Raw genomic sequence first — 25,507 nt, 5'->3', positions numbered from 1 at the left:
GTCTACTTGCCAGCAAATTCATACACCTTCTTCCCCTCAAACACCGTCCACAGCACCTGCGTGGCCTTTAGCGATTCAGGGCCCACCGTGAGCACGTCCCGGTCGAGCAGGATAAAATCGGCCGACTTGCCAATCTGAAGCGAGCCAATGAGGTTTTCCATCATCAGTGCTTTGGCCGCTTCGGAGGTGTAAGCGTAGAGCATCGCCATTCTCGGCATGCTTTGGCTGGCATCCAGCACCCCCAGCGCTCCTTTCCGGGTTTCAGCATAGTACATCGCCTCAAACGGGTTAGCTGTCGACACGGGCCAGTCGCTGGCACCGCATATAGTGGCCCCCGCCTGCAGCATCGACCGCACCGGGTACATCCACTGATAAATCGATGGATCCACATATGGCTTTACGATGTCAATGGTGGTTTCGTCGCCCAGGGCCCACAGCAGCTGAAAGGAGGCCAGGATGTTCAGGCTGGCAAAACGGTCGAAGTCGGCGGGTTGCACAAACTGCAGATGGGTAATGGTGTGCGGCAGCGCCATACTTTTGTTGGCCTTCCTCATGGCCTCAAAGCCATTGAGGGTTTCCGTCACAGCCTGGTCGCCAATGGCATGCACATGCACCAGCAGGTTTTCCTTGTCGGCCAGGGTAGCAAACCGGGCAAACTTCTCCGGATCCATCATCATCACCCCTTTCGATTGTGTACCAGTATACGGCAGCGACAGGGCCGCTGTGTGCGTAGGGTGCTCTACCACGCCATCAGCAAAAACCTTGAAGCCCAACACCTGCAGGTTGTTGCCATTATACTGTTGTTGCAGGGCCTTTACAGCAGTCATTTGGGGTACCGGGTCGGCATTCACCTCCGCCACCACCGTAGCGGCTATATGGGCGGTGAGTTGGCCTTGTTGCTCCAAACGCTGGTACCAGGCCAGCATATTGTCGTGCGGGCCGGGTAGCCGGGCAGCGGAGGGGTCGAGAAAGGCAGTAATGCCAAACCCATTGTTGTAGGCCATGGCTTTGATGGCCCCCAGGCTGAAGTCAGTGTCGGGCTCCAGCACGGCCTCAATTTTGTGCTGCCCATCTTCGGACACAAACCCATTGCTTTCCCCGTCGGCAGCCACACCGAAATACTTTTTGTCGTCACCCGTCAGTGATGCCAGGTAGGCTTTGGTCACGCCCGCCCGTTTCAGCATGGCTTTGTTGGCCCAGGCAGTGTGCCAGTCGGAGCCCCGAAGAAACACCGGCTGGGTTTTGAACTCGCCACTATTGAAAAGTTTGATCACCGTGTCAAGCGCCTTCCAGGTGCTGATGTTCAGGCCATAAATCACCAGCACATCGCCGGTCATGCCTTCTTTTTTCTTTAGCGTTTCACGGGCAAACTGGTGGATTTGATCCACATCCAGAAACAGGTCGTTCACATTCGCCTTGGTCATCCCCATGCCCCCGTCAATGCCGTGGTTGTGGCTGTCGACCAGCCCTGGCATCACAAAGCCGCCTTGCAAATCAATCCACTCGGCTTGCTCGCCAACTTTCTCCTTCACCTGTTCGTAGTTGCCAACGGCCACAATGGTTGTTCCTTTCACGGCCAGGGCGTTAGCGTAAGGCTGCTGGGGATTGGCAGTGAATATTTTGGCGTTAAAATACACCTGCTCCTGGGCCTGGCCAGTTAAAAAGCAAGTCAGCAGAAGGAAAAGGCCGAAGTATTTCATAGAAAATGTGGTTTGGGGGTAAAGGCAAGATAAGGAAAGTCAACTCAAAAACTGTGTTATCAGGGGTGTCTTCAACCTGCTGCCGGTTTGTTTGTCTTCACACAAAACTTCCGTCACCTCAAAAGCTATTTACCTCCTTCGCCGTCCGGTTGCCCGACTCAATAGCGCCCTGTATCCACCCATGATAGGCCGAAGCATGCTCCCCGGCAAAGTGGATGCGGCCTTCGGCCGTGATGAGGTGGGGCAGGTGTTGTGTTAAGTCATTGGGTGTGCCAATGGCGTGCGCATACCCGGCCCAGGGGTCCTCACCCCATACTTTAATAAACGCCCCTTCCAGCTGCGGCTTGAGGCCGGGAAAAACCGAGTCGACATGGTTGGCAGAAAAGGCCAGGCGCTCCTCAGCACTCATTGTCATAAACTTACCAGCGTCCCTGCCTTTCACATAGTGAGCGATAATGCCCCGGGTGGCTTCCGACTCATAGTGTGGGTCCCAGATTTCGGAAGGCAGGTCAGTAGCAGCAAAGCCCGTCAGGCCGTCCTTTCTCCAGTAGCGGTCTCTTGCCTGCATGGCTGTGCGGCCGAGGTTCCAGCCCCCCATATTGTTGATAGCAGTTTGTTTGGGACTTGAAAGCTTCTTCACAAAATCCATTTTCTTCAGCACAGGCAAGGGCAGGGTACAAATCACCCTGTCGGCCCTGAGTGTGGAGCGTTCACCTCCTCTATCCACGGTTACGCTTACACCCGTCTCATCCTGATCGACGGCCAGCACTTTGGTGCCGTATTGTATCAATTGCCCAAGGTCTTTGGCCAACGCACGTGGCAGCAGGTCATTGCCTCCCACAATCTTATTGCGAGTGGCGCCAAACGACAGGCTTGTCTCCCGAACCATTTCAAGAATCGAGAAGTAGAGGCCTTTTTCTCCTGCTTCTTCCCAGCCCAGCATCAGTGCACCAGCGATATCCGAGCTGTAGCCTTCGCTCACAAGAAACTCTTTGAAAGTAAGCTTGTCGTAACCTGCGATGGATGCTGGCGGCCAGCTCAAATCCCGGGCATCACCCACCTGGGCCATGATGGATTGAAACGGTTGCGTACTAATGCCCGCCCAGTCCATAGCGACTTCTTTGGGGGTGAGCGAAAACGGGTAATCTTTCAAGGGAGCTGGTTGGTTGCTGGTATAGCGGATCTTTTTTCCCTTTACCATGTGCAGCAAACCGCCTTCAGAGGGGTTGAATGGATATAACTCAAGCCCGTATTGCTTTACGTATTTCATGGTCCACTCATGGTCTTCAGGGATACGGGCGGCACCCATGTCGGCATAGAGTCCGTCGGCAAACATGTTCCGGGCAGTGAACACACGACCTCCGGCTCGCATCTGGCCTTCAATAATTTGCACCTCATGGCCCAGGTTGCGCAATTCCATGCCAGCAGATAACCCGGACATGCCTGCGCCGATAATGATGACTTTCTGCTTATCGCCCCGTCTCATTTTCCAGGGGTCGTTGACGGACAGTGCCTGTATGGGCTGTGTGGCCAAAGCGGCTGCGAGAATTGAACCGAGTTTTACAAAGTCCCGGCGGGTAAAGGTAGGGCGCATGGTGTGGTTGGGTTAACGGATAAAATAACTTGATAGCAGATGACACATGCTTCGGTGCTGGCTTTTCGAAGATGTTACAAAAAATGAAAGTACAGAATTTCATAATAATTCGCTTGCTTTGATAAATACCATCCGCAGGCAAGTCGCACACTAAATGAGATTTTTTATCCTGTTCTTAAAGTAATCCATGCTGCCAGTGCGTCTTTCTGACAGGGCGCCCGTCTTCGGTAGAACTATTTGCCCTGCTAAATCAGTTACTAATCCGTTAACTTACAACCGAGAAACCAACCATCCCTTTTTTCATGTCCAAACCGAAATCAAAAGTAACCGTAGCTCAGGCGTTCAAAGATTTTATCTGGCCACGTCGCAAGATTGTGGCAGTTGGCCTGGTGCTCATCATCATTAGTCGCCTGGCCAGCTTAGTGCTGCCGGGAGCGACCAAATACCTGATCGACGATGTCATCGTCAATCAGGATTTACACATGCTTAAACTCTTGCTCATAGCGGTGGTGGCATCCATTACCTTGCAGGCCGTGACGTCGTTTTCTCTCACCCGCCTGCTTAGCGTAGAGGCCCAGCTGCTCATTAGTAAACTCAGAGCACAGGTACAGCGAAAGATTTTGTCGCTGCCTATTTCGTATTTTGATAACAACAAGTCAGGCGCCTTAGTCAGCCGTGTCATGAGCGACGTGGAAGGCGTGCGAAACCTCGTCGGCACCGGCCTTGTTCAACTGGTTGGCGGCAGCATTACTGCCGTTATTTCGCTGGTGCTGCTGATTCGCATCAGCCCAATGATGACGTTCTACGTGTTGGTGCCGGTAGGTATTTTCGCCTTTATCGCCATGAAGGCCTTTGGGAAAATTCGCCCTATTTTTCGGGAGCGTGGTGTGATCAACGCCGAAGTAACAGGCCGCCTCACAGAAACCTTGAATGGTGTGCGGGTGATCAAGGGCTTCAACGCCGAAGAGCAGGAAAACAATACTTTTGCAGCTGGCGTGGAGCGGCTTTTTCAAAATGTGAAAGCAAGCCTTACCGCCACCGCATTTGTGACCAGCTCCGCTACTTTTCTGCTTGGCTTGGCCTCCACAGGCATTATGGGCATTGGTGGCTACCAGATCATCACCAACGAGATGACCATGGGTGATTTCATTGCTTTCACCCTCTACCTGGGCTTTATGATAGCACCCATTGTGCAAATGAGCAATATCGGCAGCCAGCTAACTGAGGCCTTTGCAGGACTTGACCGCACAGAGGAGATCATGAACATGGATCCTGAAGACATGCCTGAGGAAAGGCCAATACAGCTGAAAAAGCTGAAAGGTGATTATGCCTTTGAGAATGTCAGCTTTGCTTATGAAGAAGGCAAGGAAGTGATCCACGATATTACGTTCACCGCTCCCTCTGGTTCGGTGACAGCCCTGGTGGGTTCTTCCGGCTCGGGAAAAACAACCATAGCGGGTTTGGCAGCCACCTTCCTCACGCCAAAATCCGGCCGCATTACGCTCGACGGGGAAGACCTTTCGAAAGTGGGGCTGAAAAGCTTCCGCCAGTACCTGGGAGTAGTATTGCAGGACGACTTTCTTTTTGAAGGGACGATAAGGGAAAACATCTTATTTCCAAGGCCCGGCGCCACGGAAGAGGAGCTGAAAAATGCGGTAACGGCCGCCTATGTGCACGAGTTTACTGATCGCTTCGAAGAGGGGCTGGACACAGTAATTGGTGAAAGAGGCGTTAAACTTTCAGGGGGGCAACGCCAGCGTATAGCCATTGCCAGGGCCATCCTCGCAAACCCTAAAGTGATCATCCTGGACGAGGCTACCTCCAACCTGGACACAGAAAGCGAGTCGATGATCCAAAAAAGTTTGGCAGAGCTGATGAAAGACCGTACCACGTTTGTCATTGCTCACCGCCTCAGCACCATCCGCCGGGCAGACCAGATCCTGGTGATTGAGCAAGGCAAAATTGCTGAAAGGGGTACACATGAAGAGCTGATAGAGAAAAAAGGCAGGTACTTTGATCTATATACTTATCAGGCGAGGATTTAAGGAAGGTAATTGGTAATCAGTAGACAGTAAGTGGTGGCTGGCTTCCCAGTAACTACTTGCTACTGGTTGTCAATTTCGCTCCGGTGCCAAAACCATGTCAAGCTTCACGTCATGTTGTTCCGCTACGTTGATCTCTTCCAATATGGGCAGCAGTGACAGTCCAATATTTTTTGTCTTCTCGGGTAGCGAAGAAAGAAACCCATCATAAAAGCCCTTGCCATAGCCAATTCGGTTCCCGTGTTTGTCAGCTACCAGAAGCGGCACAAAAATCACAGTGCAGATCGAAGGATCAGCAGCAGGAGCATTTAGGGGTTCTGGAATCCCCCATTTACTGGTGTTGAAATGTGTTTTGTCGTCAACCCAAACGTGAGAAAGCGTGCCTCGCTCAGTGTCGGTGACGGACGTCATCGTGCGAATTCCGTCCTGCCACAGCCAGCGAATAATGGGCCAGGTGTCTACTTCTTTGAACTTCTCTATTGGCAAAAAAATGTGAACCGGGCCAGGCCCGATCAGCGCCCCATTGTTTTTCACCTGCTCAAACAGGCTGCCACAAGCCATCCGCCACTCTTCCTGGCTCAGGGCTTTTCTCTTCTCAAGGTAAATTTTACGAAGTGCCGGTTTGTCCATTGAAACTTATTCTTCCATAAAAATATGGAAGGAAAAGTCGAATGCATCAAATCCTTTGAGGAACTCGTCTAAAATAGCAGGATTGGTGAGGTAAAAGTTGAGGAAGTTGTCGTGGCGCTCCTGCAATGAGCCTCCGGGGAAAAGCTTTTCTTTAATACTTTCAATCTGGTTGATCGCCACCGCCTGGTTATTCTCTTCGGCCTTTTGCAGCTTTTTCTCCATGCCCTCAAACTCCTGCAGCAGCCGGGTTTCTTGCTTGCCCATGTAGCCATCGAGCGTTTTATCAATGGCCACTGCTTTGGCTTTCACCTGCTCCATGAGCTTCGCAAAAGCTGCTTTCTCTTCTCCCAGCAGCAGGTCATTTTCGGAGTTCTCCCTCACATACTTCTTCCTGATCTCATGCCCTTCCATAAAAAGATCCGCAAGCTTCAATCCCAGTTTCTCAATTTTGCTTGCCTGGCTTTTTTGCACCACCAGCCCAAAATTGCGGGGCATCAGCATGGGGAAAGGTAGCTGATAGTGATCGAAAACAGCCTTGAATTGCAGCCAATAGGCCACCTCAGCCGGGCCACCTATATAGGCCAGGTTGGGGAGAATGGCTTCCTGGTACACAGGCCTCATGATTACGTTAGGGCTAAATTTCTCCGGGCTTTTTTCCAGCAGTTGCCAGAGCTCTTCCCTTGTGAACGACAGGTCAGTATTGTTTACTTTGTAGATGCCATCTTCTTCTATGATCCGATCCCGGTGGATGCTGTTCAGGTAAAAGAAGTTGATTTCCCGGGCATGTACCTGCGTCTTAAAGCCAGCATCATCAAGTTTTTTAGTGGTTTCATCTACCAGCTTGCCCGACACATGCTCTTCAATATCTTGTTTGATGATGGGAGCAAAAATCCTTTTTAAATCCGGGTGATCCCCATCCACCATCACAAGGCCTTCGTGACCGAACAGCTCATTCACATAGTATCGAACGGCATCAGCCAGGTTGCTGTGGTCAAGATAGGCTTTTTCAAAAACCGGAGCCTTGTCTGGCATCTCATCCAGCACCTTGCTCAACGACTGAGGCATAAAACGCCCTACGGCACCTTTTTGATCAGTTTCCCAGGTGTACTTCTTGCCGTACAAATAACAATAGCTAATCTCCTCAAAATCGTGATCCTCAGAAGCAGCCCAGTACACTGGCACAAAGTGGTAATTGGGGTACTTTGCCTTTAGCTGCTTGCAGGCATCTATCACAGTCACAATTTTGTAGATGAAGTACAAGGGCCCAGTGAAAATATTTAGCTGGTGCCCGGTGGTGACTGTGAATGTGTTTTCTTCAGAAAGTGCGTGAATATTCTCTCTCAGCCTGGGCGACATATCCAGCGCACCATACTGTTCATTGAGTACTGCCTCCAGCCTTAGCCTGTTTCTTTTGGGAAAAGCCTTTTTCAGCGCTATCTGCTTCTCAGCATTTTCAACTGAGGGATAGTATTGATAAAAGTCTTTTAGCGACTCATTTTTTGCCAGGTATTCCAAAAAAATAGGAGAGAACTGTCCAGTCTCTCCCAGGGATATTTTTTCTACTCTCATTTCAGGTTACAACAATTCTCCAAACAAATCGAATTCGGCAGCATCATAAATCTTAACTGTGGCGAAATCGCCAATACGTAAATAATTTTCTTTTCCATCAATGATGACTTCGTTGTCAACTTCGGGTGAGTCATACTCTGTTCGACCGATGAAATTACCACCTTCTTTGCGATCCACCAACACTTTAAAGGTCTTGCCTATTTTCTGCTGGTTCAGCTCGTAGGAAATGGCTTCCTGCACCTCCATAACGGCATCGGCCCGTTCTTGTTTAACATTTTCAGGAATATTGTCTTCAAAGCTATATGAGTGGGTGTTTTCTTCATGTGAGTAGTTGAACACCCCCAGCCTGTCAAACTTCGACTTCTGAACAAAATCCATCATCTCTTCAAAATCCTGCTCCGTTTCACCAGGATGGCCAGCAATCAGCGTAGTGCGGATGGCGATGTCCGGAACTTTAGAGCGCATGGTCGCCAGCAGGTCTTCGGTTTTCTCCCGGGTGGTGCCCCGTCTCATCATCTTCAACATGTTGTTAGAAGCATGTTGAAGGGGAATGTCTACGTAGTTGCAAATGTTAGGGCGCTCTGCCATTACATCAAGTGCATCCATAGGGAAGCCAGCCGGAAATGCGTAGTGCAGACGGATCCAGTCGATGCCGTTTACATCCGAAAGGCGTTGCAGCAGCTCCGCCAGGTTTCTTTTCTTGTACAAATCCAGGCCATAGTAGGTTGAGTCCTGGGCGATAAGCAAAAGTTCTTTAGTGCCATTCTTGGCTAAATGGGCCGCTTCTTTCACTAATTCTTCAATAGGCCGGGAAATATGGCCGCCACGCATCAGCGGTATTGCGCAGAATGAACACGGCCTGTCGCAACCCTCCGATATTTTCATGTAGGCGTAGTGAGCAGGGTTGGTCAAAATCCTTTCACCCACCAGTTCGTGCTTATAGTCGGCTTTGAACTCCTTCAAAAGCCTCGACAAATCTCTCGTGCCAAAATAGGCATCCACTTCCGGAATCTCCTTCTCCAGGTCGTCTTTATATCTTTGTGAGAGACAACCCGTCACATATATCTTTTCAACCAGTCCTTCCTTTTTCGCATCTACATAGCGCAGAATGGTGTCGATGGATTCTTGCTTGGCATTGTCAATAAAGCCACAAGTGTTAATCACAACCACATTAGAATCGTCATCCTCAGATTCGTGCACAGCGTCAATTTCGTTGCCCCGCAGTTGGGTAAGCAAAACTTCCGAATCAACAGAGTTTTTGGAACACCCCAGGGTAACGATGTTCACTTTCGTATTTTTTAGTCCTTTAGTTTTCAAATGTCAGATTGGATTTGGCCACTGGTTTCCACGAATTTGATCTCTATCTGCCAATGGGCTCGCAAGTTAACAATTTCCGGTGGTGTTAGTTCCCCGTTGGCAAAAGTGTTGCGTTTAGTATGATAGCTCCTATTCAAATTTGGAATAGGGTTACGTATCCAACAATAAATTCTATTTTTGCCGTTGGGTTAGTCGATATGATCTTGAAGAAATTTTCCTGGCATCTTTGGTTATTAATTTTTGTGTTGGGCTGGTCTGCCTGTGCACCCGACCCCTCCTGCTCGGATATTTATCTGCCTTATGTAACGGCAAGCTTTTACACGGTTAACGACGCTGGTGTTGAAACCGTTGAATCTGTTCAGCTTGACTCGCTTTGGGCCGATGATGCGGACACTTTGCTTTATGCCGACACAACGCTTTCAATATATGGACTATACGTCAATCCGGAAGCAGCGAGCACCACTTACCATTTCTGCCTCAACGATACGTGCAACTCAGTGACTTTTGCCTACGACCGAAAGGAATACCTGATTTCGCCAGACTGCGGCCCCCGGTTCAGGTTTCAGAACCTGACAACTGAGTTTGAAGGGTTTTACGACTCGGTCATTGTAAACAAGCCAGAACTTACCCTACTTGGAGAAGTCAATGTTAAAATCTACCGCTAGTCAACTTTTGTTTTCTCTGCTACTGCTGCCTGCAGTCAGCTGGGCCCAGGATGAAGACTGGCGTCCGTCAGCGGTTAGAGTGGGGGCAGACGTTTTCGGGCTTGCAAAAACAGCCCTGACTGATGGCTATAACCGGCAGGAAATTCAGGCAGACATTGACTTAAATAAATATTTTTTTGTGCTGGATCTTGGAAGGGAAGAGATAGACAATTCGGCAGAGGGGTTTACACACACCACCAATGGCACATTCTACCGGGCCGGGGTCGACGTTAACCTGACTCCCTACAACCCAAACAAAGACGTTGTTTTTTTCGGGCTAAGATATGCGCACGCCACTTTCGACGAGTCGCTGGCTTTCGATTATGCGGTGCCGTACTGGGGCCCTGCCAGTGTCGACGTGGCTAACGTTGGCCTCAACGCCCACTGGATAGAGGCTGTGTTTGGCATGAAAGTGAAGGTGTGGAAGCAGTTTTATATGGGCTACACCCTAAGAGGGAAGTTTGGCCAAAAGACAAAGGGAGCAGAAACACTTATTCCTTATGCTGTCCCAGGTTATGGGGTAGTGACCAGTGGCGGAAATTTTGGTTTCGGTTACCACATCTACTATAAGCTGGCTTTCAGAGACAAAGCAGTTCCCTTGCGGCCGAAGGATTCCAAGAAAAAGTTAAAGTAGGTAAACGACTGGAAAAGGGAACTCAAGGAAATTTCTTATAAATCTCTTTTCTATGTAAAAATCGCAGTATTGCTACCCGATCGCCATCAACGTGGATTCCCAATCGGTAGCTTCCCAATCGCACCCTGAAAAACCCTTTGTGACCCTTGAGTTTTCTAATGTTTGGAATATCACGAATAGTTTGTGCTGATTGTATTAATTCAAGAGTTTCCTGGAGGAGGAGGTTCACAGACAGCGTTTGGATCGAATCAATGTCTTTAAGTAGTCTTTTTCCGTAGGTTACTTTCATTCGCTTTCAATGATTTCATAATCATATCTTTGGATACGAACTCATTAGTTTTGAGCTCCTCTTCCAACAAGTCAGCGAAAGCGTCATCCTCACCTTCCTCAGTATATGCCCGAAGCTTCGCAATATTTAGCTCTTGAGCATTTTCTAATAAAGCTTTTAAAGCTTTGCCTTTTTTGCTCTCTTCGTCAATGCTGATAATATACTCTGCCATAACAACGCTTTAAACAAAACTACAAAACATTACTGAAATAGCTTTTTTCAATTCCTTGTAAAGAACGACTCCACAAAAGCCATTTTGTTGAACACCTGTAGCTCCTCCATTTTCTCGCCAACACCAATATACTTCACCGGAATCTTGAACTGATCCGATATGCCAATGACTACGCCACCTTTGGCGGTGCCATCCAGCTTAGTGATGGCCAGAGAGGTGACATCCGTCGCTTTTGTAAACTCCTGTGCCTGAATAAAAGCATTTTGTCCTGTGCTACCATCCAGCACCAGCATTACTTCGTGTGGAGCATCCGGAATAAACTTCTGGATTACTTTTTTGATCTTCGAAAGCTCATTCATCAGGTTCACTTTGGTATGAAGCCGACCTGCCGTGTCAATAATAACGAGGTCGGCTTGTTCATCTACACCCTTTTTCACTGCATCGAAAGCTACTGAAGCCGGGTCGGTATTCATGCCGTGCTCCACCACAGGCACGCCAACTCGCTCTCCCCAAAGCTTGATCTGGTCTACAGCTGCCGCCCTGAAAGTGTCGGCTGCGCCCAATATCACTTTATATCCTTTTTGCTTGAACTGATGTGAAAGCTTGCCAATGGTAGTAGTCTTGCCGACACCGTTGACACCCACCACCAGGATCACATACGGTTTTTTGTCTTTTGGCAATTCAAAATCTTCAATATCCTCAGTATTGTTTTCAGAGAGCAGTCCCGCAATTTCCTCTCTGAGAATAACATTCAGCTCAGAGGTGCCCAGGTACTTGTCTTTGGCTACCCTTGCCTCCACTCTGTCAATTATTTTTACTGTGGTTTCAATGCCAACATCTGACGATACCAGCACCTCCTCAAGCTCGTCGAGCACATCTATGTCTACCGTCGACTTTCCGGCTACCGCCTTGCCGAGCTTCGAGAAAAAATTCTCCTTCGTTTTTTCCAGTCCTTTGTCCAGCGACTCTTTTTTGTCCTTGGACATGAATCCAAATAAAGCCATATATAATAGGGTTGCTTATTGACTGTGGAGTTGCACAATGAGTATCTCCTTTAGCCAACGGAAAATACAAATTACAAACTTAAACCATCGGAAAATGATTCTCCGTTTGGTTATTATTGAAAAAATAATGGCGGTGCCAGGAGCTGGTCTCCATCTCTTGATAACAAAAAAAGTCCCATGAAGGGACTTTCTTGTCAATAAGTACTGTTAACTAGCTTATTTCGCTAGTGTATCTTTTACAAGGTCAGCAGGAACCATTTCCTCACGGAAAGTATATGCACCAGTTTTCTCAGACCTTACAGCCTTGATCACTTTCGCATAGGTTTTGCCACCTTCTTTCTTCAGGGTTGCAACTACTTTCTTTGCCATGATTATTTAATTTCTTTGTGGACAGTATACTTACGAAGTATGGGGTTATACTTCTTCATCTCAAGTCTTTCAGGAGTATTTTTCCTGTTTTTTGTGGTAATGTGACGTGACGTACCTGGAAGACCAGTCGTCTTGTGCTCTGTGCACTCTAGTATTACCTGAACTCTATTTTTGTTCTTAGCCATGACTATTCTATTCTTCTAGCTTAAAATACTACGTTGCCCTTAGCTCTCGCCTTTTTCAAAACAGCGCTGATACCATTCTTGTTGATGGTTCTTAAAGCAGTTGATGACACCTTCAGTGTGATCCAAAGATTTTCCTCAGGGATAAAAAAACGCTTTGTGTGCAGGTTTGGGTAAAACTTGCGCTTCGTTTTATTGTTTGCATGAGAAACATTGTTTCCCACACGTGTGCTTTTTCCGGTTATCTGACAAACTCTCGCCATTGTCTTATAAGTGTATTTTTGAAATGGGTCTGCAAATATCGGAAAAATTTGATTACCAACAAACGGGGGTGAATAATTATGCATCTTTTCTTTTGTAGTTGTAAGGGCAGTGCCTGCACCCGCTCTTGCAACAATAGCCTCTTTTCAGGTGGTATTCCTTTGTAAAGACAAGGAATCCCTCTTTGGTGTGGTAGTAATCTTCGGTCTTCAACCCGTACTCAACCTTCTTTGCTGATTCTTTCTCCATCGCCTTTTTCGGTCTAGGGGCTTTTATTTACCTTTGAAACCCTGCCCAACAGGCAATTGTTCAATCCTAAAGTCAAAGATATGATCAAGACAATGAGTAGCAAAGAAGCGATGGAGCTGGAAAACAAGTATGGAGCGCATAACTACCATCCGCTACCAGTTGTGCTTTCGAGGGGAGAGGGAGTCTTTGTGTGGGACATTGAAGGGAAGAAGTACTACGATTTTCTTTCTGCCTACTCAGCTGTCAATCAGGGGCACTGCCATCCAAAAATCATTGGCGCTTTAAAAGAACAGGCCGAGACTTTGACGCTAACCTCAAGGGCCTTCTACAGCGATGCCCTTGGTGCCTTTCAAAAATATGCCACTGAATATTTTGGTTTCGAAAAAGTGCTGCCGATGAATACCGGCGCTGAAGGAGTGGAAACAGCGATTAAAGTATGCCGAAAGTGGGGTTATGAGAAGAAGGGCATTGATGCCGATCAGGCAAAAATCATTGTGTGCGAGCAAAACTTCCATGGTCGCACCACTACAATCGTGTCTTTTTCCAGCGATGAGGGGGCCAGAAGAAACTTTGGGCCGCTTACGCCCGGTTTTGTAAAGATACCCTACAATGACATTGAAGCTTTAAAAGAAGCTTTGAAGGATCCGAATGTGGCGGGCTTTCTTGTGGAGCCCATCCAGGGCGAAGCAGGAGTTTACACACCAGCCGACACCTATATAAGGGAAGCCGCTACTTTGTGCAAAGCCAGCAACGTTCTATTCATTGCCGACGAAATTCAAACGGGCATCGCCCGTACTGGCAGTTTGCTGGCAGTTTGCGGCAACTGCTCGTGTGAAGGCAATTGCGAGCGGCAGCCTGCGACTTATACAAAGCCTGATATTCTTATCCTTGGCAAAGCCATGTCGGGTGGTGCTTATCCGGTGTCTGCCGTTCTTGCCGATGACCGCATCATGGATGTGCTCACCCCCGGCACGCATGGTTCTACCTTCGGTGGCAACCCACTGGCATGCAAGGTGGCCATGGCGGCGCTCGATGTTGTGAAAGACGAGAAACTCGCACAGAATGCCCGCCAACTGGGGGTAATCTTTCGTGAAAGAATGGGCAAATTCATAGCGACAACGAAGCTTGTGAAAATGGTAAGGGGTAAGGGACTGCTCAACGCCATTCTTATCAACGATACAGAAGACAGTAGCACAGCCTGGGATATTTGCGTGGCTCTTAAAGACAATGGCCTTTTGGCCAAGCCGACCCATGGCAACATTATTCGGTTTGCCCCCCCATTGGTAGTGACCGAAGAACAGCTTCACGATTGTTGCGACATTATCGAAAAAACAATTCGGGAGTTTGAGCTAAAAGGCTGATTGATAAGCACCTGCTATGATAGCTTTTAAACCTAGGCAACAGAGGTAGCATATACCCCATACGGGGCATTTGTTATTCCCTTTTGCTCGTATACCTTTAGGGGATTTACAGCCAACAGTTAGTATGAGCCTAAGGGTATTATTGTTTTTTGTTTTCTCGCTTTCGGGAGGGGCGGCCTTATTGGCGCAAAATGCTGAGCTTGACAGCCTGGAGAAAATTTTACCACAACAAACGGGCAACGATAAAATATCCACGCTCAACGCAATTTCCTGGCACTACCGGCAAGCAAACACCATAAAAGCGATGGGGCTTGCCAAGTCCGCTCTAAAGTTGTCGGAAGAAGCCAATTACCTGGAAGGGAAAGCTTTGTCACTTCAATCGGTTGGTGCCGCTTATGAAGCCACGAGCAACTTCGACAGTGCGCTGCTTTTTTTCAATAAGTCCCTGGGCATTAAGCAGGCACTTGGCGATACTACCGACATTGCCGCATCGCTCAACAACATTGCCATGGTGCATGACCAGCTAGGCAAAGATGAAATGGCGCTGACCAACTACTTTCAGGCCCTAAGGATGTACGAAGCCGTCAATGACCTTTTCTCCCAGGCCATGGTGCTGGGGAATATCGGCATTGTGTACAAAAAACAAAAGGACTATACAAAAGTGCTCACATACTACGAGCGAGCCCTCGAAATCTATCAAAGCGAACAATCAGTTTTCGGCTCATCAGTTGTGCAGGGAAACATAGCCTCCATTCTTATTATTCTTGGAAACTACAGTCAGGCGATCGAGTTTGCCGAAAAATCGCTTCAAGGCTATGAAAGCCTCGGGTACAGCCGGCTCATGGCCTACCCAATAGGCAACCTGGCGATCGCTTATGACAGCCTGAAAGAATTTTCGGTTGCCCGTAACTATTACATACAGGCACTAACACTGCATAAAGAAAATAACAACACGGCTGAAGTTTCCTTCACACTAAAGAACCTTGCAGGCAATGAGCTGGCGGCGGGAGAGTACTCAAAGGCATTGGCTCACGCCACGGAGGCATATCAGCTGGCCTCTTCTACCAAAGCTAATGACGTGCTGATGCAAGCCCTGGTAATAATTACAAAGTGTGAGCAGCGGTTGGGTAACTACCAGAAGGCATTTACCTATCAACAACAGTACATAGGCCTACGAGACAAAGCCTTTGAAGAAGAAAAGACGAAGGCAACATTGGAGCTTGAAGCGAAATATGAAACGGAAAAGAAAGACCGGGAGCTTGAGCTACAGCGGTTGTCGCTGGTAGAAAAAGACCTGGAGATTCAAAAAAGCCGAGTTGCTCAGGTAGCCTTGGGAGGGGCTCTTCTGTTTCTGATCATCCTTGGCTTGCTTGTCAGAGCAAGAATCAAACTTAACTACCAGAGGAAGCTGGATGAGGAAAAATTGGCTAAGCAAGAAGAATTGCTCAGGGCTGTGATTAGCTCAGTGGAAGGTGAAAGAAAGCGCTTTTCCGAGGACTTACACGACAGTTTTGGCCAGCTTATTTCGGTATTAAAAATGAACGTCGATTCGCTATCGGCAGCGTCGCTTTCTGCCTCAGCCGACCGACAGCGAATGTTTGACCAATCGGTGTCGGTGCTCAACGACATGTATGGTGAGTTGAAAAACGTATGCTTTAACTTAATGCCAAAGGCGCTGATTCAACACGGACTGCCCGTTGGGGTCAATGAGTTGGTGGCACGAATCAATCACACCGGAAAGCTCCGTGCAGAAAGTCATTTCTTCGATCTGGATAGCCGGCTAGCCGATATTCAGGAGATATCCCTGTACCGGATCGTGCAGGAGTGGACCAACAACATCCTCAAGTATTCCGATGCTAGAAACATTTTTATCCAAATCACACGTGACGAGGCTGAAATAACGCTTACCATAGAAGACGATGGAATGGGCTTCGATGAAAAAATACTAAAAATGGGCCAGGGAAACGGATGGAAAAACTTGCAGTCACGCACTAATCTGATGAAAGGCACAATTGACCTGGACACAGCCCCGGGGCGAAAAGGCACGATGCTGACGGTGAACGTTCCCGCTATTCTAAAGGGACATCAGTCGAAAACAGACGCTGATAAAGTGGAAACATTACTTACCTATGCGCTGTTTTAGTAAGGGCTGGTACGTAGAGCAAAATCACCTGCCGGGGGGATGTTGAAAAATTGATTGCCTGACTAATTTTCAGACATGAAGCCTTTCAGCAATATTTCCTCTAAATTCATCCGGAAGTTTAGCGGAACTAAGAAAATGGAGAAAGTGAAGGTTTTTCTGGTCGACGACCATGCCATCCTTATGGATGGTGTGAGATCGTTGCTCAACAATACCGAGGAGTACGAAGTGGTCAGCACGGCCTCCACAGCCGAGGATGCATTGAAATACCTTCAGAATGAACCGGTTGATATTCTCATTTCGGACTACAGCTTGCCTGGGATGGACGGCCTGGGGCTGGTAAAAGTGATGCAACGGATAAAACCAGAGGTAAAAATCCTCATTATGAGTATGCACGATGAAGCACATCTGGTAAAAGAAATCCTAAAGGAGGGCATTAAGGGTTATTTGCTAAAGAAGGACTCACAGAAGGAGCTTATTGCGGCACTTGACCAAATAAGAGCTGGCAGAACTTATCTGAGCAATGAAATCAACACGTTGCTGATCCAAAATTTGCAAAACCCCGATGAAGGAAAGCTGCTCACCGAACGGGAAAGGGAAATACTGAAGCTGATTGCGAAAGAATACACGAATAAGGACATTGCTGAAGAACTGTTCATCAGTGAACGCACAGTGGAAACTCATCGAAAAAACATCTTTCGAAAAACAAAGACTAACTCTCTTGTTGGCCTGATCAAGTTTGCTTATGCGAACAATCTGGTGTAAAAAAGGCCAAATCAAACTGTGACTTTGAGGCTTCCTCCTGATTATACAGGTAAAAAAGCCTAAACACATGAAAATCACCCGAAAACTAAGCCAGGAGCCAGTCAATACAGGCTCAATGGCGGACATCGCCTTTCTGCTTCTCATATTCTTTCTTGTCTCCACCACCATCCTTCAGGAGAAGGGACTCATGATCACCTTACCGCCAGATCAGGAGAAACAGCCTGTGATGCCTGTGAATGATAGAAACCTCTTCAAAATAAGCATCAACTCCAAAAATCAGTTTTTGATCCAGGACGAGCCAAGAGGAGACCTTGCCGGACTTAAGGCCGATGTAAAGATGTTCATTTTGAACCCTGCCGCAGCCAATGACCTGGCCGAGTCTCCCAAAAAGGCCATTGTATCGCTAAAGTCAAACCGTGGTACCGACTACGCCGCTTTTATTGCGGTGCTCGATGAGGTAAAAGGTGCTTATTACGATATCTATGGCGAAAGAGTAGGATTATCTGGCGATCAGTACCGCCACCTCGACCTGGACAACCCCCGGCAGCTAGCCTTATACGAGAAGGGGAAGGAAGGAATACCTATGAATATTTCCATTGCTGAACCAAACAAATAGCGCTATGAAGTCATTTAAAAGAAAAACCAGTGTGAATGCCGAGATTTCTACGGCGTCGCTTCCTGATATCGTCTTCTTACTGCTGTTCTTTTTTATGGTAACGGCTGTTATCAGAACCGACGAAAACCTCGTGAAGTACGAAGTGCCCAAGGCGAAGCATATCAACAAGGCTGAAATGAAGACCCTCATCAGGGAGCTTCAGGTGGGCTTGCCAGCCAATACCCGACTAGGCACGGAGCCGTTGATTTCCGATGGAAGCCACTATTTGAAGATCAATGAGTTGGTACAGTGGGTCAACCAGGAAAAGGCTACCTTACCGGAAGCATACAAAGATCAGATGATCATTGTGCTGAAGGCTGATGAAGCAGTGAAGATGGGGTTGATCGCCGATATACAACAGGAACTACGGAAGTCGAATGCGAGAAAGGTGCTGTACAGGTCAAAGGAAAATATTTAGAATCCTCGGGCTCTCTTCAGCTTCACTATTCTGTCATAAGATTGCTTGATTCTGTCTTTTGAGATTTCGCCATTTTCCACCTTGCTTCGGATGATCTGATGGATTTGCTTCGCCGAATACCTTTCTGTTTGGCCCACATTATTGCAAATCAGCAGCATGTCTACTCCTGCGTTGATAGCCAGCTCAATGGCTTTGTCCATGCCATAGTGTTTGCTGATGGCATGCATCTGCATATCGTCGGAGAAAACAACGCCGTTAAACCCGATGAAGTCCCTGAGGATGTTTTGAACAATTTTCTTTGAAAGTGTGGCTGGCAGAGAATCAGGATCGAGGTGTGCATTCACAATATGCGCCGACATCACGGCATCCAGGCGGCCGTTGTCAATAAGCAACTTAAAAGGTCTGATTTCGTCAAATTGCCAGCTATTGCTCACGTCGGCCATGCTGCTGTGGGTGTCCTTGCTGGAGCTGCCGTGGCCGGGAAAGTGCTTGATGGAAGTGACAATGCCTTCCTCCTGATGTGCTTTAATGAAAGCAGCTGCATGCAAGGCCACTGAATCAGCATTGCTGCTGAAAGACCTGCCGAGCTTTACGATTACCGGGTTGTCGGAATTCACAGCTACATCCACCGACGGAGCAAAGTTAAGGTTGAAGCCCAATTCTCGCAGCTGGACTGCCATGCGCTTGGCCTGGGCGTACGTGCTGTCAGGAATGCCCTGCCTGCCCAGCTCCTGCGCCGACTTTGTTGCGACAAATCCATATTTGGGCTTCAGCCTGTTTACCCTTCCACCCTCCTCGTCAATGGCAATCCACAAAGGAATAGCTGACGCATATTTCAGTGTGTTGTTGAGCTGCCGGAGATTTTCAGCAGTATTGGTTTTGGTCAGGTTTTTCTCAAAATAGATCACCCCACCCACTTTGCCATCTTCAATGGCCTGCAGCAGCAAATCTCCCTTGTTAATAGACTGTCTTTCCTCCAGACCAATCATGATCATTTGGCCGATCATGATGTCGAGGCTGTCTGTTTGGGCAACTACGCTGCCACAAAAAAATACTGTTATTAATAAGGTATAAATGTTTTTCATTTAGCGGTGTCGATTATATCACCAATAACTTCCGAAAAATAAGCACCATTGTAAGGCCCAAACCAGTTCATGGTGCGTGTCTCGTACTTATTCAGGTCATACCATTCATCTTTCGTAATATAACCTATATAGCCCCCGTTGAAGCTGGTGACCATCAGGTTTTGCCCCCGAGCCCTGGCCATGCTGTCGAGTGGCGCCATCAGCTCCCCCGAAAAGTCACAAGGCGTGCCAACCAAAAGGTTGTCGCCAATCTTCAAATAACTAATGCCCGAGTCATAGTCGCCAAACAACCAGTAGAACACCCAGGGCCGGGCGCTGATGTTCTCCGACACCTTGAAGCTCGGCTGGCGCAATTCCAATGGAAGGTATCCGCTCGAAATCGACGTAACGTATTCCGGCTGTATTAGAAAGCTGATTTGGGCAAATTGTGTCGCCAGATGGCCGGAAATATATTCCGCTTTTTCCCAGCCGTCAATTCCTTTTGGGCTATTAGGCCCTTGACTGCCCACAGCACCCGCACCGTATATCACAAATTCAGCCAGAGAGTTGGCGACAAAGGCTTTCCGCAATGCAGCCGGGTAGTCGGCCGATAAGGCCAGGAAGCTGGAGGGTAGCGTGGTGGCATGTGCCGCAAACGTTGTAAACAAGGCACTTTTGCCGGAGTCTTTCACCACCTTCATCACCCTGAACCACGGATCGATCGTTCCTTTTTCTTTTGCAAGACGATTGTAAATAAGCTCCCCGGCATCGAATGTCGCAAACCCGATTTTGGCCCTTTCTCTGTTTCCTTCCGCATCCTTTATGCTTTGTATCACCGCTTCAGCAATAAAATCAGCTACTTCCGGTTGGTAAGTGCCTGCAAACAACGTTCCTGTCAATCCGGGACTCCAGGCCCCAATGCTGCAATGCGAGTGGACGGCAGTGAAAAAAGTGTTTTGCATAGAGTAGCCTAATGACGGAAGCAGGGTTTTTAACCTGATAACCACCTCAGGGGGTGTGATAAGGAGATCGAAGCTTACGATTGCTGCCTTTGCTTTTCCGTTGGAAAACACCATCGCTTTCACACCAACAGAATCATGAACACCCTCAAAATGGGCTCCTTTTCTTTTTCCATATCCAGCCAATGGAATGGACTCAGGATAAACCAGAGAAGCTTCCGCCCAGCCAACTTGCAGCGTATCGCCAACTGAATTTTGGTATGCGGCTGCCAGGGAGTCCATCCTGGCATGCATGGCCTCATAGTAGGGCATTTCCTGATAGGGAGTCCTGTCAATGGTCGTCAGCAGGCTTAACGCCAGTACTAAAACAACGCCGACAATCCAGGCCAGTACTTTTAAGAGGCGCTTCATATTAGCTGGCCACTATTCTGCGGAAGTAATTGATCTGTCCGTAATGGTAGTTAAGGTGTCCACTAAGATGAATGAGGAAATTTTGCGTCGTCATTGGCTTGCCGAAAACCTCAATAGGGTAGTTGCTGTGCAGTTGCTCGGACGTCATTTTGGCCAGCGTTTCAAGCACAGCCTTTCTTGTTGCCTGTAGCTCACTCGCCAGTTCGCTTTTGGGGAGTCCCTTTTTTCCAAACTCCCCCTCCCTGTCTCTTACGAAAGATGTTTTGCCAATAACAGCGCCAATAAAATGCTGTAGGTTGCCTGCCAGGTGGAGGAAAAGATTGCCAGGCGAATTATTGATTTGCCCAACGGTTTTCCACAAAACAGCATCGGGTGTCAATTCGAGCTCTTTCTGTAGCCTATCTATATCTCTTTCGAAAAGCTCCATTAAATCTTTAACAACAGTTTCCATCGCTTCTTATTTTTGTATTCAAAGACTAAAATTCCCGGCCAGTTCTATGAGTGGTGTTGGGCTTTAGGCTCGAAATTAAGACATTGGAAGAAAATACTACCTCAAAAGACCTATTTACTTAGAGATATAACCAACCTGAACATGATGAAGAGAAATCTATTGATTCTTCTGGCACTAATCCCCACCATGCTTTTTGCGCAGAAAAAAGGAGCCAAAGAAAAAACAGAACAAGTAGCGCTGGATGAAAAGCTTTACGCCGGACTTGAGTGGAGAAACATTGGGCCGACAAGAGGAGGCAGGTCCACAGCAGTGGCCGGTGTGTTGGGCGACGACCAAACCTACTACATGGGCACCGTTGGTGGTGGAGTATGGAAAACAACCGATGCTGGTATTACCTGGAAAAACATCACCGATGGCTTTTTCAACACCGGAACGATCGGGGCAATTTCCGTAGCCGCATCCGATCCAAATGTCATCTACGTTGGCACGGGCGAGGCACCTATTCGTGGGGTAATGACTTCCAGTGGCGACGGTCTTTACAAATCGACCGACGCTGGCAAAACCTGGAGCCATATTGGGCTGGAGAACTCCATGCACATTTCTAAAATTGTTATTCATCCCACCAACCCAGATTTAATCTACGTGGGCGTTCAGGGTAATCCTTATGGCCCAAGCGACAACCGGGGTGTTTACAAAAGCACCGATGGTGGCAAAAGCTTCAAGGTCGTACATTTTGTCAACGAATTCACCGGAGTGAGTGACTTGAGCATGGACGAGTCGAATCCCAGAATTCTTTATGCAGCCATGTGGGATCATCAACGCCTGCCATGGTATTCGAGAAGTGGCGGCGCTGGAAGCGGCATATTCAAAAGCGTCAATGGCGGCGAAACCTGGGAAAAGCTTTCAGAAGGTTTGCCAAAAAAGGTGATGGGCAAAATTGGCGTGACCGTTTCGCCAGCCGACCCCGAAAGAGTGTATGCGATTATCGAATCGGACGAAGGAGGCTTGTACCGTTCGGATGATGCCGGTAAAACCTGGAAAAACATGAACAAGGAAAGGGTGCTGAGAGCTCGTTCGTGGTACTATATGCATATTCAGGCCGATCCGGCAAATGCAGACGTTGTTTATGTGATGAACGCCCCCCTGCTCAGAAGCATCGACGGTGGAAAATCTTTTGTCAGCTTGCCCGTGCCACATGGCGATACCCACTCAATCTGGATCAACCCTGATCGACCAGCCAACATGGTATACGGCGGTGATGGCGGCGCTGCTATTTCCTTTAATACTGGCAAAACCTGGAGTACGATTGAGAACCAGCCCACTGCACAGTTTTACAGAATCAATGCTGACAATCGGTTCCCCTACTGGGTGTATGGCGGCCAGCAGGACAACTCATCAGTAGCTATTCCCAGCAGCACCAACGGGCCAGTGATCGACTGGCAAGACTGGATTGCGGGCGTAGGTGGTTGCGAAAGTGCTTATGTGGCATTTGATCCTAACAACCCAATACTGATGTATGCAGGCTGTTATCAGGGGATTATCGATGAGTATAATCTGGCCAGCAAAAAATCGAAGGGAATAAAAGCCTACCCGGAAAGCGGGCTGGGCGAACCGTCCGACGAAGTCAAATACCGGTTCAACTGGAATGCACCAATTATTGTTTCCCAACACAATGCCAACACAATTTATCACGCAGGTAACAAAGTACTCCGCTCCACCAACCGGGGATTGACCTGGGAGGAAATGAGTGGAGACTTGACGAGAAACGACTCTACAAAGCTCGGGCTCATGGGTGGCCCGATCACCAACGAAGCGGCTGGTGGAGAAATCTATCATACTATTTACTATTTGGCCGAGTCTCCTCACGACGCAAAGGTGCTTTGGGCAGGAGCAGATGACGGCTTATTGCACATCACCAGAGATGCTGGAAAGACGTGGACGAACATTAGCCCTAAAGAGGCAGGTGAGGGTATGATTAACTCTATCGAAGTATCTCCGCATACACCTGGCACCGCCTATGTGGCCTTTACGAAATACAAATTTGGGGACTTCACTCCCTATTTATACAAAACGACGGATTACGGTCAAAGCTGGCAAATGCTTACAAAGGGTATTGGCGCAAAGGCATTTGTGAGGGTCATAAGAGAAGACCCTAACCGCAAGGGGTTGCTTTTTGCCGGCACCGAAAGAGGACTTTACATCAGCTTTGATGGTGGGCAGCAGTGGAGCCAGTTCAAGCTTAATTTTCCGATGACGCCGGTAACTGACCTCAAGATTCACCACAACGACCTGCTGGCGGCTACTTCAGGAAGAGCATTCTGGATTCTTGATGATATCACTGCTTTGCAGGAACTGACCCCGCAGGTGGCGACCACAGAAGCCTATTTGTATAAACCACGGGAAGTCGTTAAAAGCGGTAATGCTTTCGATTTGCCAAATGTAACCGTTGGCAAGAGTGCTTATAAAGGGGCCCTTATCCGATATCATTTGAAGGAAATGGGGGAAAAAGACTCCACATTGTTAAAACTTGAAATAGCTGATGCAGAAGGTAGGGTTTTACGAACTTTCAATAGCGCTTCTAAAAAGAAAGCAGAGCAACTTCCAAAAAAGGCGGGCATGAATGTGCTGAAGTGGGACTTGCGAGGTGAGAATATCGAGACAGCTGACGGCGTATTTGTACCAAGCTTTGGTGGCGGGGGCATGTCGAGCTATATGGTGGGCCCAGGCACTTACACAATAACGCTGACTTTTGGAGACAAAACAATCCAGCAGTCCCTCAATATACTTCCTGACCCAAGAGACGCCGCTACCCTGGCACAGCACAGAGAAAAACAGGAGGTACTTGAGAGAATTGAGCTTGACATTGAAGACATATATCAGTCGCTGAAAGACCTTCAGCAAGTGCGCAAGCAATTGAAATCCATGGATGAGAGGTTGGGCGATTCGGACGAATACAAATCGATCAACGACAAGAGCAAGGACATCACCAAGAAAGTGGGAGCCTCCGAAGAAAAACTAATCCAGCCGAAGCAGGAAACATTTCAGGACGTGGTCAACTTCCGCAGCATGCTCGACAGCCAGCTGTACGACCTTTTGCAAACCATTGACGGGAATTCGCCCCCGCTTACCGATGGCGAGAAGGAGCGCTATAATGACCTGAAGGAAATCTGGAATACAAGGAAAACGGAGATCATTCAGATTTTGAACGATGATGTTCCGGCCTACAACAAGATGCTGGAAGAGAAAGGTGTGCCCTACGTGGCTCCGAATAACGACAAGAAGGAAGAAAAGTTAGGAAGCTGATAATATCAACCATTGATCGACAAAAAGGCCAGTTGCAGTACTGGCTTTTTTGTTTTACGTACGAACTATTTATATTTATCGTACGTATTATCAACTATGGGTATAACAACTTCAAAACTAAGGCAGAACATTTACAAGTTACTTGATCAAGTGGCTGAAACTGGCGAGCCCCTGGAAATAAAACGAAAGGGAAAAACCCTCAAAATTGTAGTGGAAAATCAAGCTTCTAAGTTGGCTAACTTGAAAAAACGTGATGTGATTGTGGGAGACGCTGAGGAGCTTGTTCATATAGACTGGAGTAGCGAATGGAACAAGAAGCCTATTTAGACACACATGTCGTTATCTGGTTGTATGGGGGAGAAATTAATAAAATTTCGCCGAGAGCAATCTCAGTCATAGAAGAATCCAAACTATACTATTCCTCATTTGTAAGACTTGAGTTGAAAAATCTCTTTGAAATAGGAAAGATAAAAGCAGCCCCAGATGTTGTTCTGAAGAGTTTGGAAATAGAGATAGCCCTTACTAATCGGGACAGCCCGCTACATGTGCTTGTGAATAAAGCGATGGAACATTCCTGGACACGAGATCCATTCGATAGAATGATTGTAAGTCAGGCGCAATTAGAAAATTGTGTCCTGGTAACCAAGGACTCGCTTATTGGAGAGAACTTCAAGAATGCAGTCTGGTAATTTGGAGACTATTCCTTAGTCAGGTCAAGCGTATCCACCAGATACTTGCCATTGAACGATTTCAGCAGCATATATACCCTGTACGTTCCGTTGGGGTGTGAAAGCTGACCAATGGTGTAGAGCAAACCTTCTTTCGAATTTCCCTGGTGTATATAGTCAAATGAAGAAGGAGGGTTCTCTTTGAAGAAATCCTTCATAATTATTTCGGCCTGTGTTTTACTGTAATTCGACTTTTCGCCGTCTACATTCAGCGAGACAGTTTCGTTAAAATAGCGCACAAGCTCTTTGGAAGAGCCAGCTTTTATAGCCGCTTTCACATTGCCTACTACCTCCGTTTGTGTTTGGCCAAATGCCATGGTAGCAGTAAAAAGAAATAATATTGTAAACCGTTTCATGATTCTGAATTCAACAGTTGTAAGCAACAAAAATTGCGCCATTATTGAGCAGTTTGAAAAATAGAGACTAAGAATTTGATAGAATGAAACTAACATAATCAGGCAGCAGTTACAAAAGAAAAAAGGACAACCGTATATTTG

The 25,507-nt window shown here is 47.7% G+C and carries 26 protein-coding genes; 11 read left to right on the top strand and 15 right to left on the bottom strand.

Features of this window, described 5'->3' with window-relative positions; all coding sequences use genetic code 11:
* Positions 1 to 2: 2 nt before the first annotated feature.
* Together AAC052_RS09250 and AAC052_RS09245 are read right to left on the bottom strand one after the other, a co-directional pair.
* Entirely contained in the window at positions 3 to 1,700 is a 1,698-nt protein-coding gene (locus AAC052_RS09250; protein ID WP_339812726.1) for an amidohydrolase, read from the bottom strand.
* Positions 1,701 to 1,818: 118 nt separating this feature from the next.
* Positions 1,819 to 3,294, bottom strand: a complete 1,476-nt coding sequence (locus AAC052_RS09245) for an FAD-dependent oxidoreductase (RefSeq protein ID WP_317489220.1) — start codon at positions 3,292 to 3,294, stop codon at positions 1,819 to 1,821.
* A 302-nt stretch (positions 3,295 to 3,596) separates the two neighbouring features.
* Here AAC052_RS09245 and AAC052_RS09240 point away from each other — a divergent pair, with 302 nt between their 5' ends.
* Positions 3,597 to 5,339, top strand: a complete 1,743-nt coding sequence (locus AAC052_RS09240; RefSeq protein ID WP_339812722.1) for an ABC transporter ATP-binding protein — start codon at positions 3,597 to 3,599, stop codon at positions 5,337 to 5,339.
* 69 nt (positions 5,340 to 5,408) lie between these two features.
* On the opposite strand, the gene AAC052_RS09235 is transcribed toward AAC052_RS09240, so the two are convergent.
* The 3 genes from AAC052_RS09235 to rimO are packed head-to-tail and all read right to left on the bottom strand — an operon-like array spanning position 5,409 to position 8,852.
* Positions 5,409 to 5,966, bottom strand: a complete 558-nt coding sequence (locus AAC052_RS09235) for a 5-formyltetrahydrofolate cyclo-ligase (RefSeq protein WP_339812720.1) — start codon at positions 5,964 to 5,966, stop codon at positions 5,409 to 5,411.
* A gap of 6 nt (positions 5,967 to 5,972) precedes the next feature.
* Positions 5,973 to 7,535 carry a bacillithiol biosynthesis cysteine-adding enzyme BshC gene (bshC, locus tag AAC052_RS09230; protein WP_339812718.1) on the bottom strand — a complete coding sequence of 521 codons (1,563 nt, stop codon included), beginning with the start codon at positions 7,533 to 7,535 and terminating at the stop codon, positions 5,973 to 5,975.
* Positions 7,536 to 7,541: 6 nt separating this feature from the next.
* Complete coding sequence (rimO, locus tag AAC052_RS09225; protein WP_339812717.1) at positions 7,542 to 8,852, bottom strand: 30S ribosomal protein S12 methylthiotransferase RimO; 1,311 nt, start codon at positions 8,850 to 8,852, stop codon at positions 7,542 to 7,544.
* A 203-nt stretch (positions 8,853 to 9,055) separates the two neighbouring features.
* On the opposite strand from rimO, the gene AAC052_RS09220 reads away from it, so the two are divergent.
* A complete protein-coding gene (locus AAC052_RS09220; protein WP_317489225.1) occupies positions 9,056 to 9,517 on the top strand; it encodes a DUF6452 family protein in 462 nt (153 codons plus the stop codon).
* Positions 9,498 to 10,190, top strand: coding sequence for a DUF6048 family protein (locus AAC052_RS09215; protein ID WP_317489226.1), 693 nt, complete (start codon positions 9,498 to 9,500; stop codon positions 10,188 to 10,190). The genes AAC052_RS09220 and AAC052_RS09215 overlap by 20 nt, the downstream gene beginning before the upstream one ends.
* A gap of 257 nt (positions 10,191 to 10,447) precedes the next feature.
* On the opposite strand, the gene AAC052_RS09210 is transcribed toward AAC052_RS09215, so the two are convergent.
* The 6 genes from AAC052_RS09210 to AAC052_RS09185 all read right to left on the bottom strand — a co-directional run bounded on the left by AAC052_RS09210 (position 10,448) and on the right by AAC052_RS09185 (position 12,755).
* Positions 10,448 to 10,690: a hypothetical protein gene (locus tag AAC052_RS09210; RefSeq protein ID WP_317489227.1), complete on the bottom strand. Its 243-nt coding sequence runs from the start codon at positions 10,688 to 10,690 to the stop codon at positions 10,448 to 10,450.
* A 47-nt stretch (positions 10,691 to 10,737) separates the two neighbouring features.
* Positions 10,738 to 11,694 (bottom strand): signal recognition particle-docking protein FtsY, encoded by a 957-nt coding sequence (gene ftsY / locus AAC052_RS09205; RefSeq protein WP_317489228.1) that lies wholly within the window; start codon positions 11,692 to 11,694, stop codon positions 10,738 to 10,740.
* A 216-nt stretch (positions 11,695 to 11,910) separates the two neighbouring features.
* Positions 11,911 to 12,063, bottom strand: a complete 153-nt coding sequence (locus AAC052_RS09200; RefSeq protein WP_151997712.1) for a DUF4295 domain-containing protein — start codon at positions 12,061 to 12,063, stop codon at positions 11,911 to 11,913.
* Positions 12,064 to 12,065: 2 nt separating this feature from the next.
* A complete protein-coding gene (gene rpmG, locus AAC052_RS09195; protein ID WP_151997711.1) occupies positions 12,066 to 12,248 on the bottom strand; it encodes a 50S ribosomal protein L33 in 183 nt (60 codons plus the stop codon).
* 20 nt (positions 12,249 to 12,268) lie between these two features.
* Positions 12,269 to 12,508, bottom strand: a complete 240-nt coding sequence (gene rpmB / locus AAC052_RS09190; RefSeq protein ID WP_151997710.1) for a 50S ribosomal protein L28 — start codon at positions 12,506 to 12,508, stop codon at positions 12,269 to 12,271.
* 76 nt (positions 12,509 to 12,584) lie between these two features.
* Positions 12,585 to 12,755, bottom strand: coding sequence for a DUF5522 domain-containing protein (locus AAC052_RS09185; protein ID WP_317489229.1), 171 nt, complete (start codon positions 12,753 to 12,755; stop codon positions 12,585 to 12,587).
* 80 nt (positions 12,756 to 12,835) lie between these two features.
* On the opposite strand from AAC052_RS09185, the gene rocD reads away from it, so the two are divergent.
* The 5 genes from rocD to AAC052_RS09160 all read left to right on the top strand — a co-directional run bounded on the left by rocD (position 12,836) and on the right by AAC052_RS09160 (position 18,094).
* On the top strand, positions 12,836 to 14,116 hold the full coding sequence (gene rocD / locus AAC052_RS09180; protein WP_339812716.1) for an ornithine--oxo-acid transaminase: 1,281 nt from the start codon (positions 12,836 to 12,838) through the stop codon (positions 14,114 to 14,116).
* A gap of 124 nt (positions 14,117 to 14,240) precedes the next feature.
* On the top strand, positions 14,241 to 16,259 hold the full coding sequence (locus AAC052_RS09175; RefSeq protein ID WP_339812713.1) for a tetratricopeptide repeat protein: 2,019 nt from the start codon (positions 14,241 to 14,243) through the stop codon (positions 16,257 to 16,259).
* A 75-nt stretch (positions 16,260 to 16,334) separates the two neighbouring features.
* Positions 16,335 to 17,021: a response regulator transcription factor gene (locus AAC052_RS09170; RefSeq protein ID WP_339812710.1), complete on the top strand. Its 687-nt coding sequence runs from the start codon at positions 16,335 to 16,337 to the stop codon at positions 17,019 to 17,021.
* 67 nt (positions 17,022 to 17,088) lie between these two features.
* The gene (locus AAC052_RS09165; protein WP_339812709.1) at positions 17,089 to 17,637 is read left to right on the top strand and encodes a biopolymer transporter ExbD; all 549 of its coding nucleotides are present in this window, start codon (positions 17,089 to 17,091) and stop codon (positions 17,635 to 17,637) included.
* A gap of 4 nt (positions 17,638 to 17,641) precedes the next feature.
* On the top strand, positions 17,642 to 18,094 hold the full coding sequence (locus AAC052_RS09160; protein ID WP_339812707.1) for a biopolymer transporter ExbD: 453 nt from the start codon (positions 17,642 to 17,644) through the stop codon (positions 18,092 to 18,094).
* On the opposite strand, the gene AAC052_RS09155 is transcribed toward AAC052_RS09160, so the two are convergent.
* The 3 genes from AAC052_RS09155 to AAC052_RS09145 are packed head-to-tail and all read right to left on the bottom strand — an operon-like array spanning position 18,091 to position 20,979.
* Positions 18,091 to 19,179 carry a glycoside hydrolase family 3 N-terminal domain-containing protein gene (locus AAC052_RS09155; protein WP_339812705.1) on the bottom strand — a complete coding sequence of 363 codons (1,089 nt, stop codon included), beginning with the start codon at positions 19,177 to 19,179 and terminating at the stop codon, positions 18,091 to 18,093. The genes AAC052_RS09160 and AAC052_RS09155 overlap by 4 nt on opposite strands.
* Positions 19,176 to 20,528 carry a neutral/alkaline non-lysosomal ceramidase N-terminal domain-containing protein gene (locus tag AAC052_RS09150; RefSeq protein WP_339812702.1) on the bottom strand — a complete coding sequence of 451 codons (1,353 nt, stop codon included), beginning with the start codon at positions 20,526 to 20,528 and terminating at the stop codon, positions 19,176 to 19,178. The genes AAC052_RS09155 and AAC052_RS09150 overlap by 4 nt, the downstream gene beginning before the upstream one ends.
* A 1-nt stretch (position 20,529) precedes the next feature.
* A complete protein-coding gene (locus tag AAC052_RS09145) occupies positions 20,530 to 20,979 on the bottom strand; it encodes a DinB family protein (protein WP_339785313.1) in 450 nt (149 codons plus the stop codon).
* A 141-nt stretch (positions 20,980 to 21,120) separates the two neighbouring features.
* Here AAC052_RS09145 and AAC052_RS09140 point away from each other — a divergent pair, with 141 nt between their 5' ends.
* The 3 genes from AAC052_RS09140 to AAC052_RS09130 all read left to right on the top strand — a co-directional run bounded on the left by AAC052_RS09140 (position 21,121) and on the right by AAC052_RS09130 (position 24,971).
* Positions 21,121 to 24,282: a glycosyl hydrolase gene (locus AAC052_RS09140; RefSeq protein WP_339812700.1), complete on the top strand. Its 3,162-nt coding sequence runs from the start codon at positions 21,121 to 21,123 to the stop codon at positions 24,280 to 24,282.
* Positions 24,283 to 24,378: 96 nt separating this feature from the next.
* On the top strand, positions 24,379 to 24,609 hold the full coding sequence (locus tag AAC052_RS09135; RefSeq protein ID WP_317489239.1) for a type II toxin-antitoxin system Phd/YefM family antitoxin: 231 nt from the start codon (positions 24,379 to 24,381) through the stop codon (positions 24,607 to 24,609).
* Complete coding sequence (locus AAC052_RS09130) at positions 24,588 to 24,971, top strand: PIN domain-containing protein (RefSeq protein WP_339812698.1); 384 nt, start codon at positions 24,588 to 24,590, stop codon at positions 24,969 to 24,971. Before AAC052_RS09135 ends, AAC052_RS09130 begins: the two co-directional genes overlap by 22 nt.
* An 8-nt stretch (positions 24,972 to 24,979) precedes the next feature.
* Here AAC052_RS09130 and AAC052_RS09125 read toward each other — a convergent pair whose 3' ends face one another.
* Positions 24,980 to 25,366 (bottom strand): DUF4783 domain-containing protein, encoded by a 387-nt coding sequence (locus tag AAC052_RS09125; protein WP_151997700.1) that lies wholly within the window; start codon positions 25,364 to 25,366, stop codon positions 24,980 to 24,982.
* Positions 25,367 to 25,507 lie beyond the last annotated feature (141 nt).

The organism is uncultured Imperialibacter sp. (genome assembly GCF_963974565.1).
Classification (GTDB): domain Bacteria; phylum Bacteroidota; class Bacteroidia; order Cytophagales; family Cyclobacteriaceae; genus Imperialibacter; species Imperialibacter roseus.
Note: the sequence above shows the minus strand (reverse complement) of the source record. Positions and strands in the feature narration are given on the sequence as shown.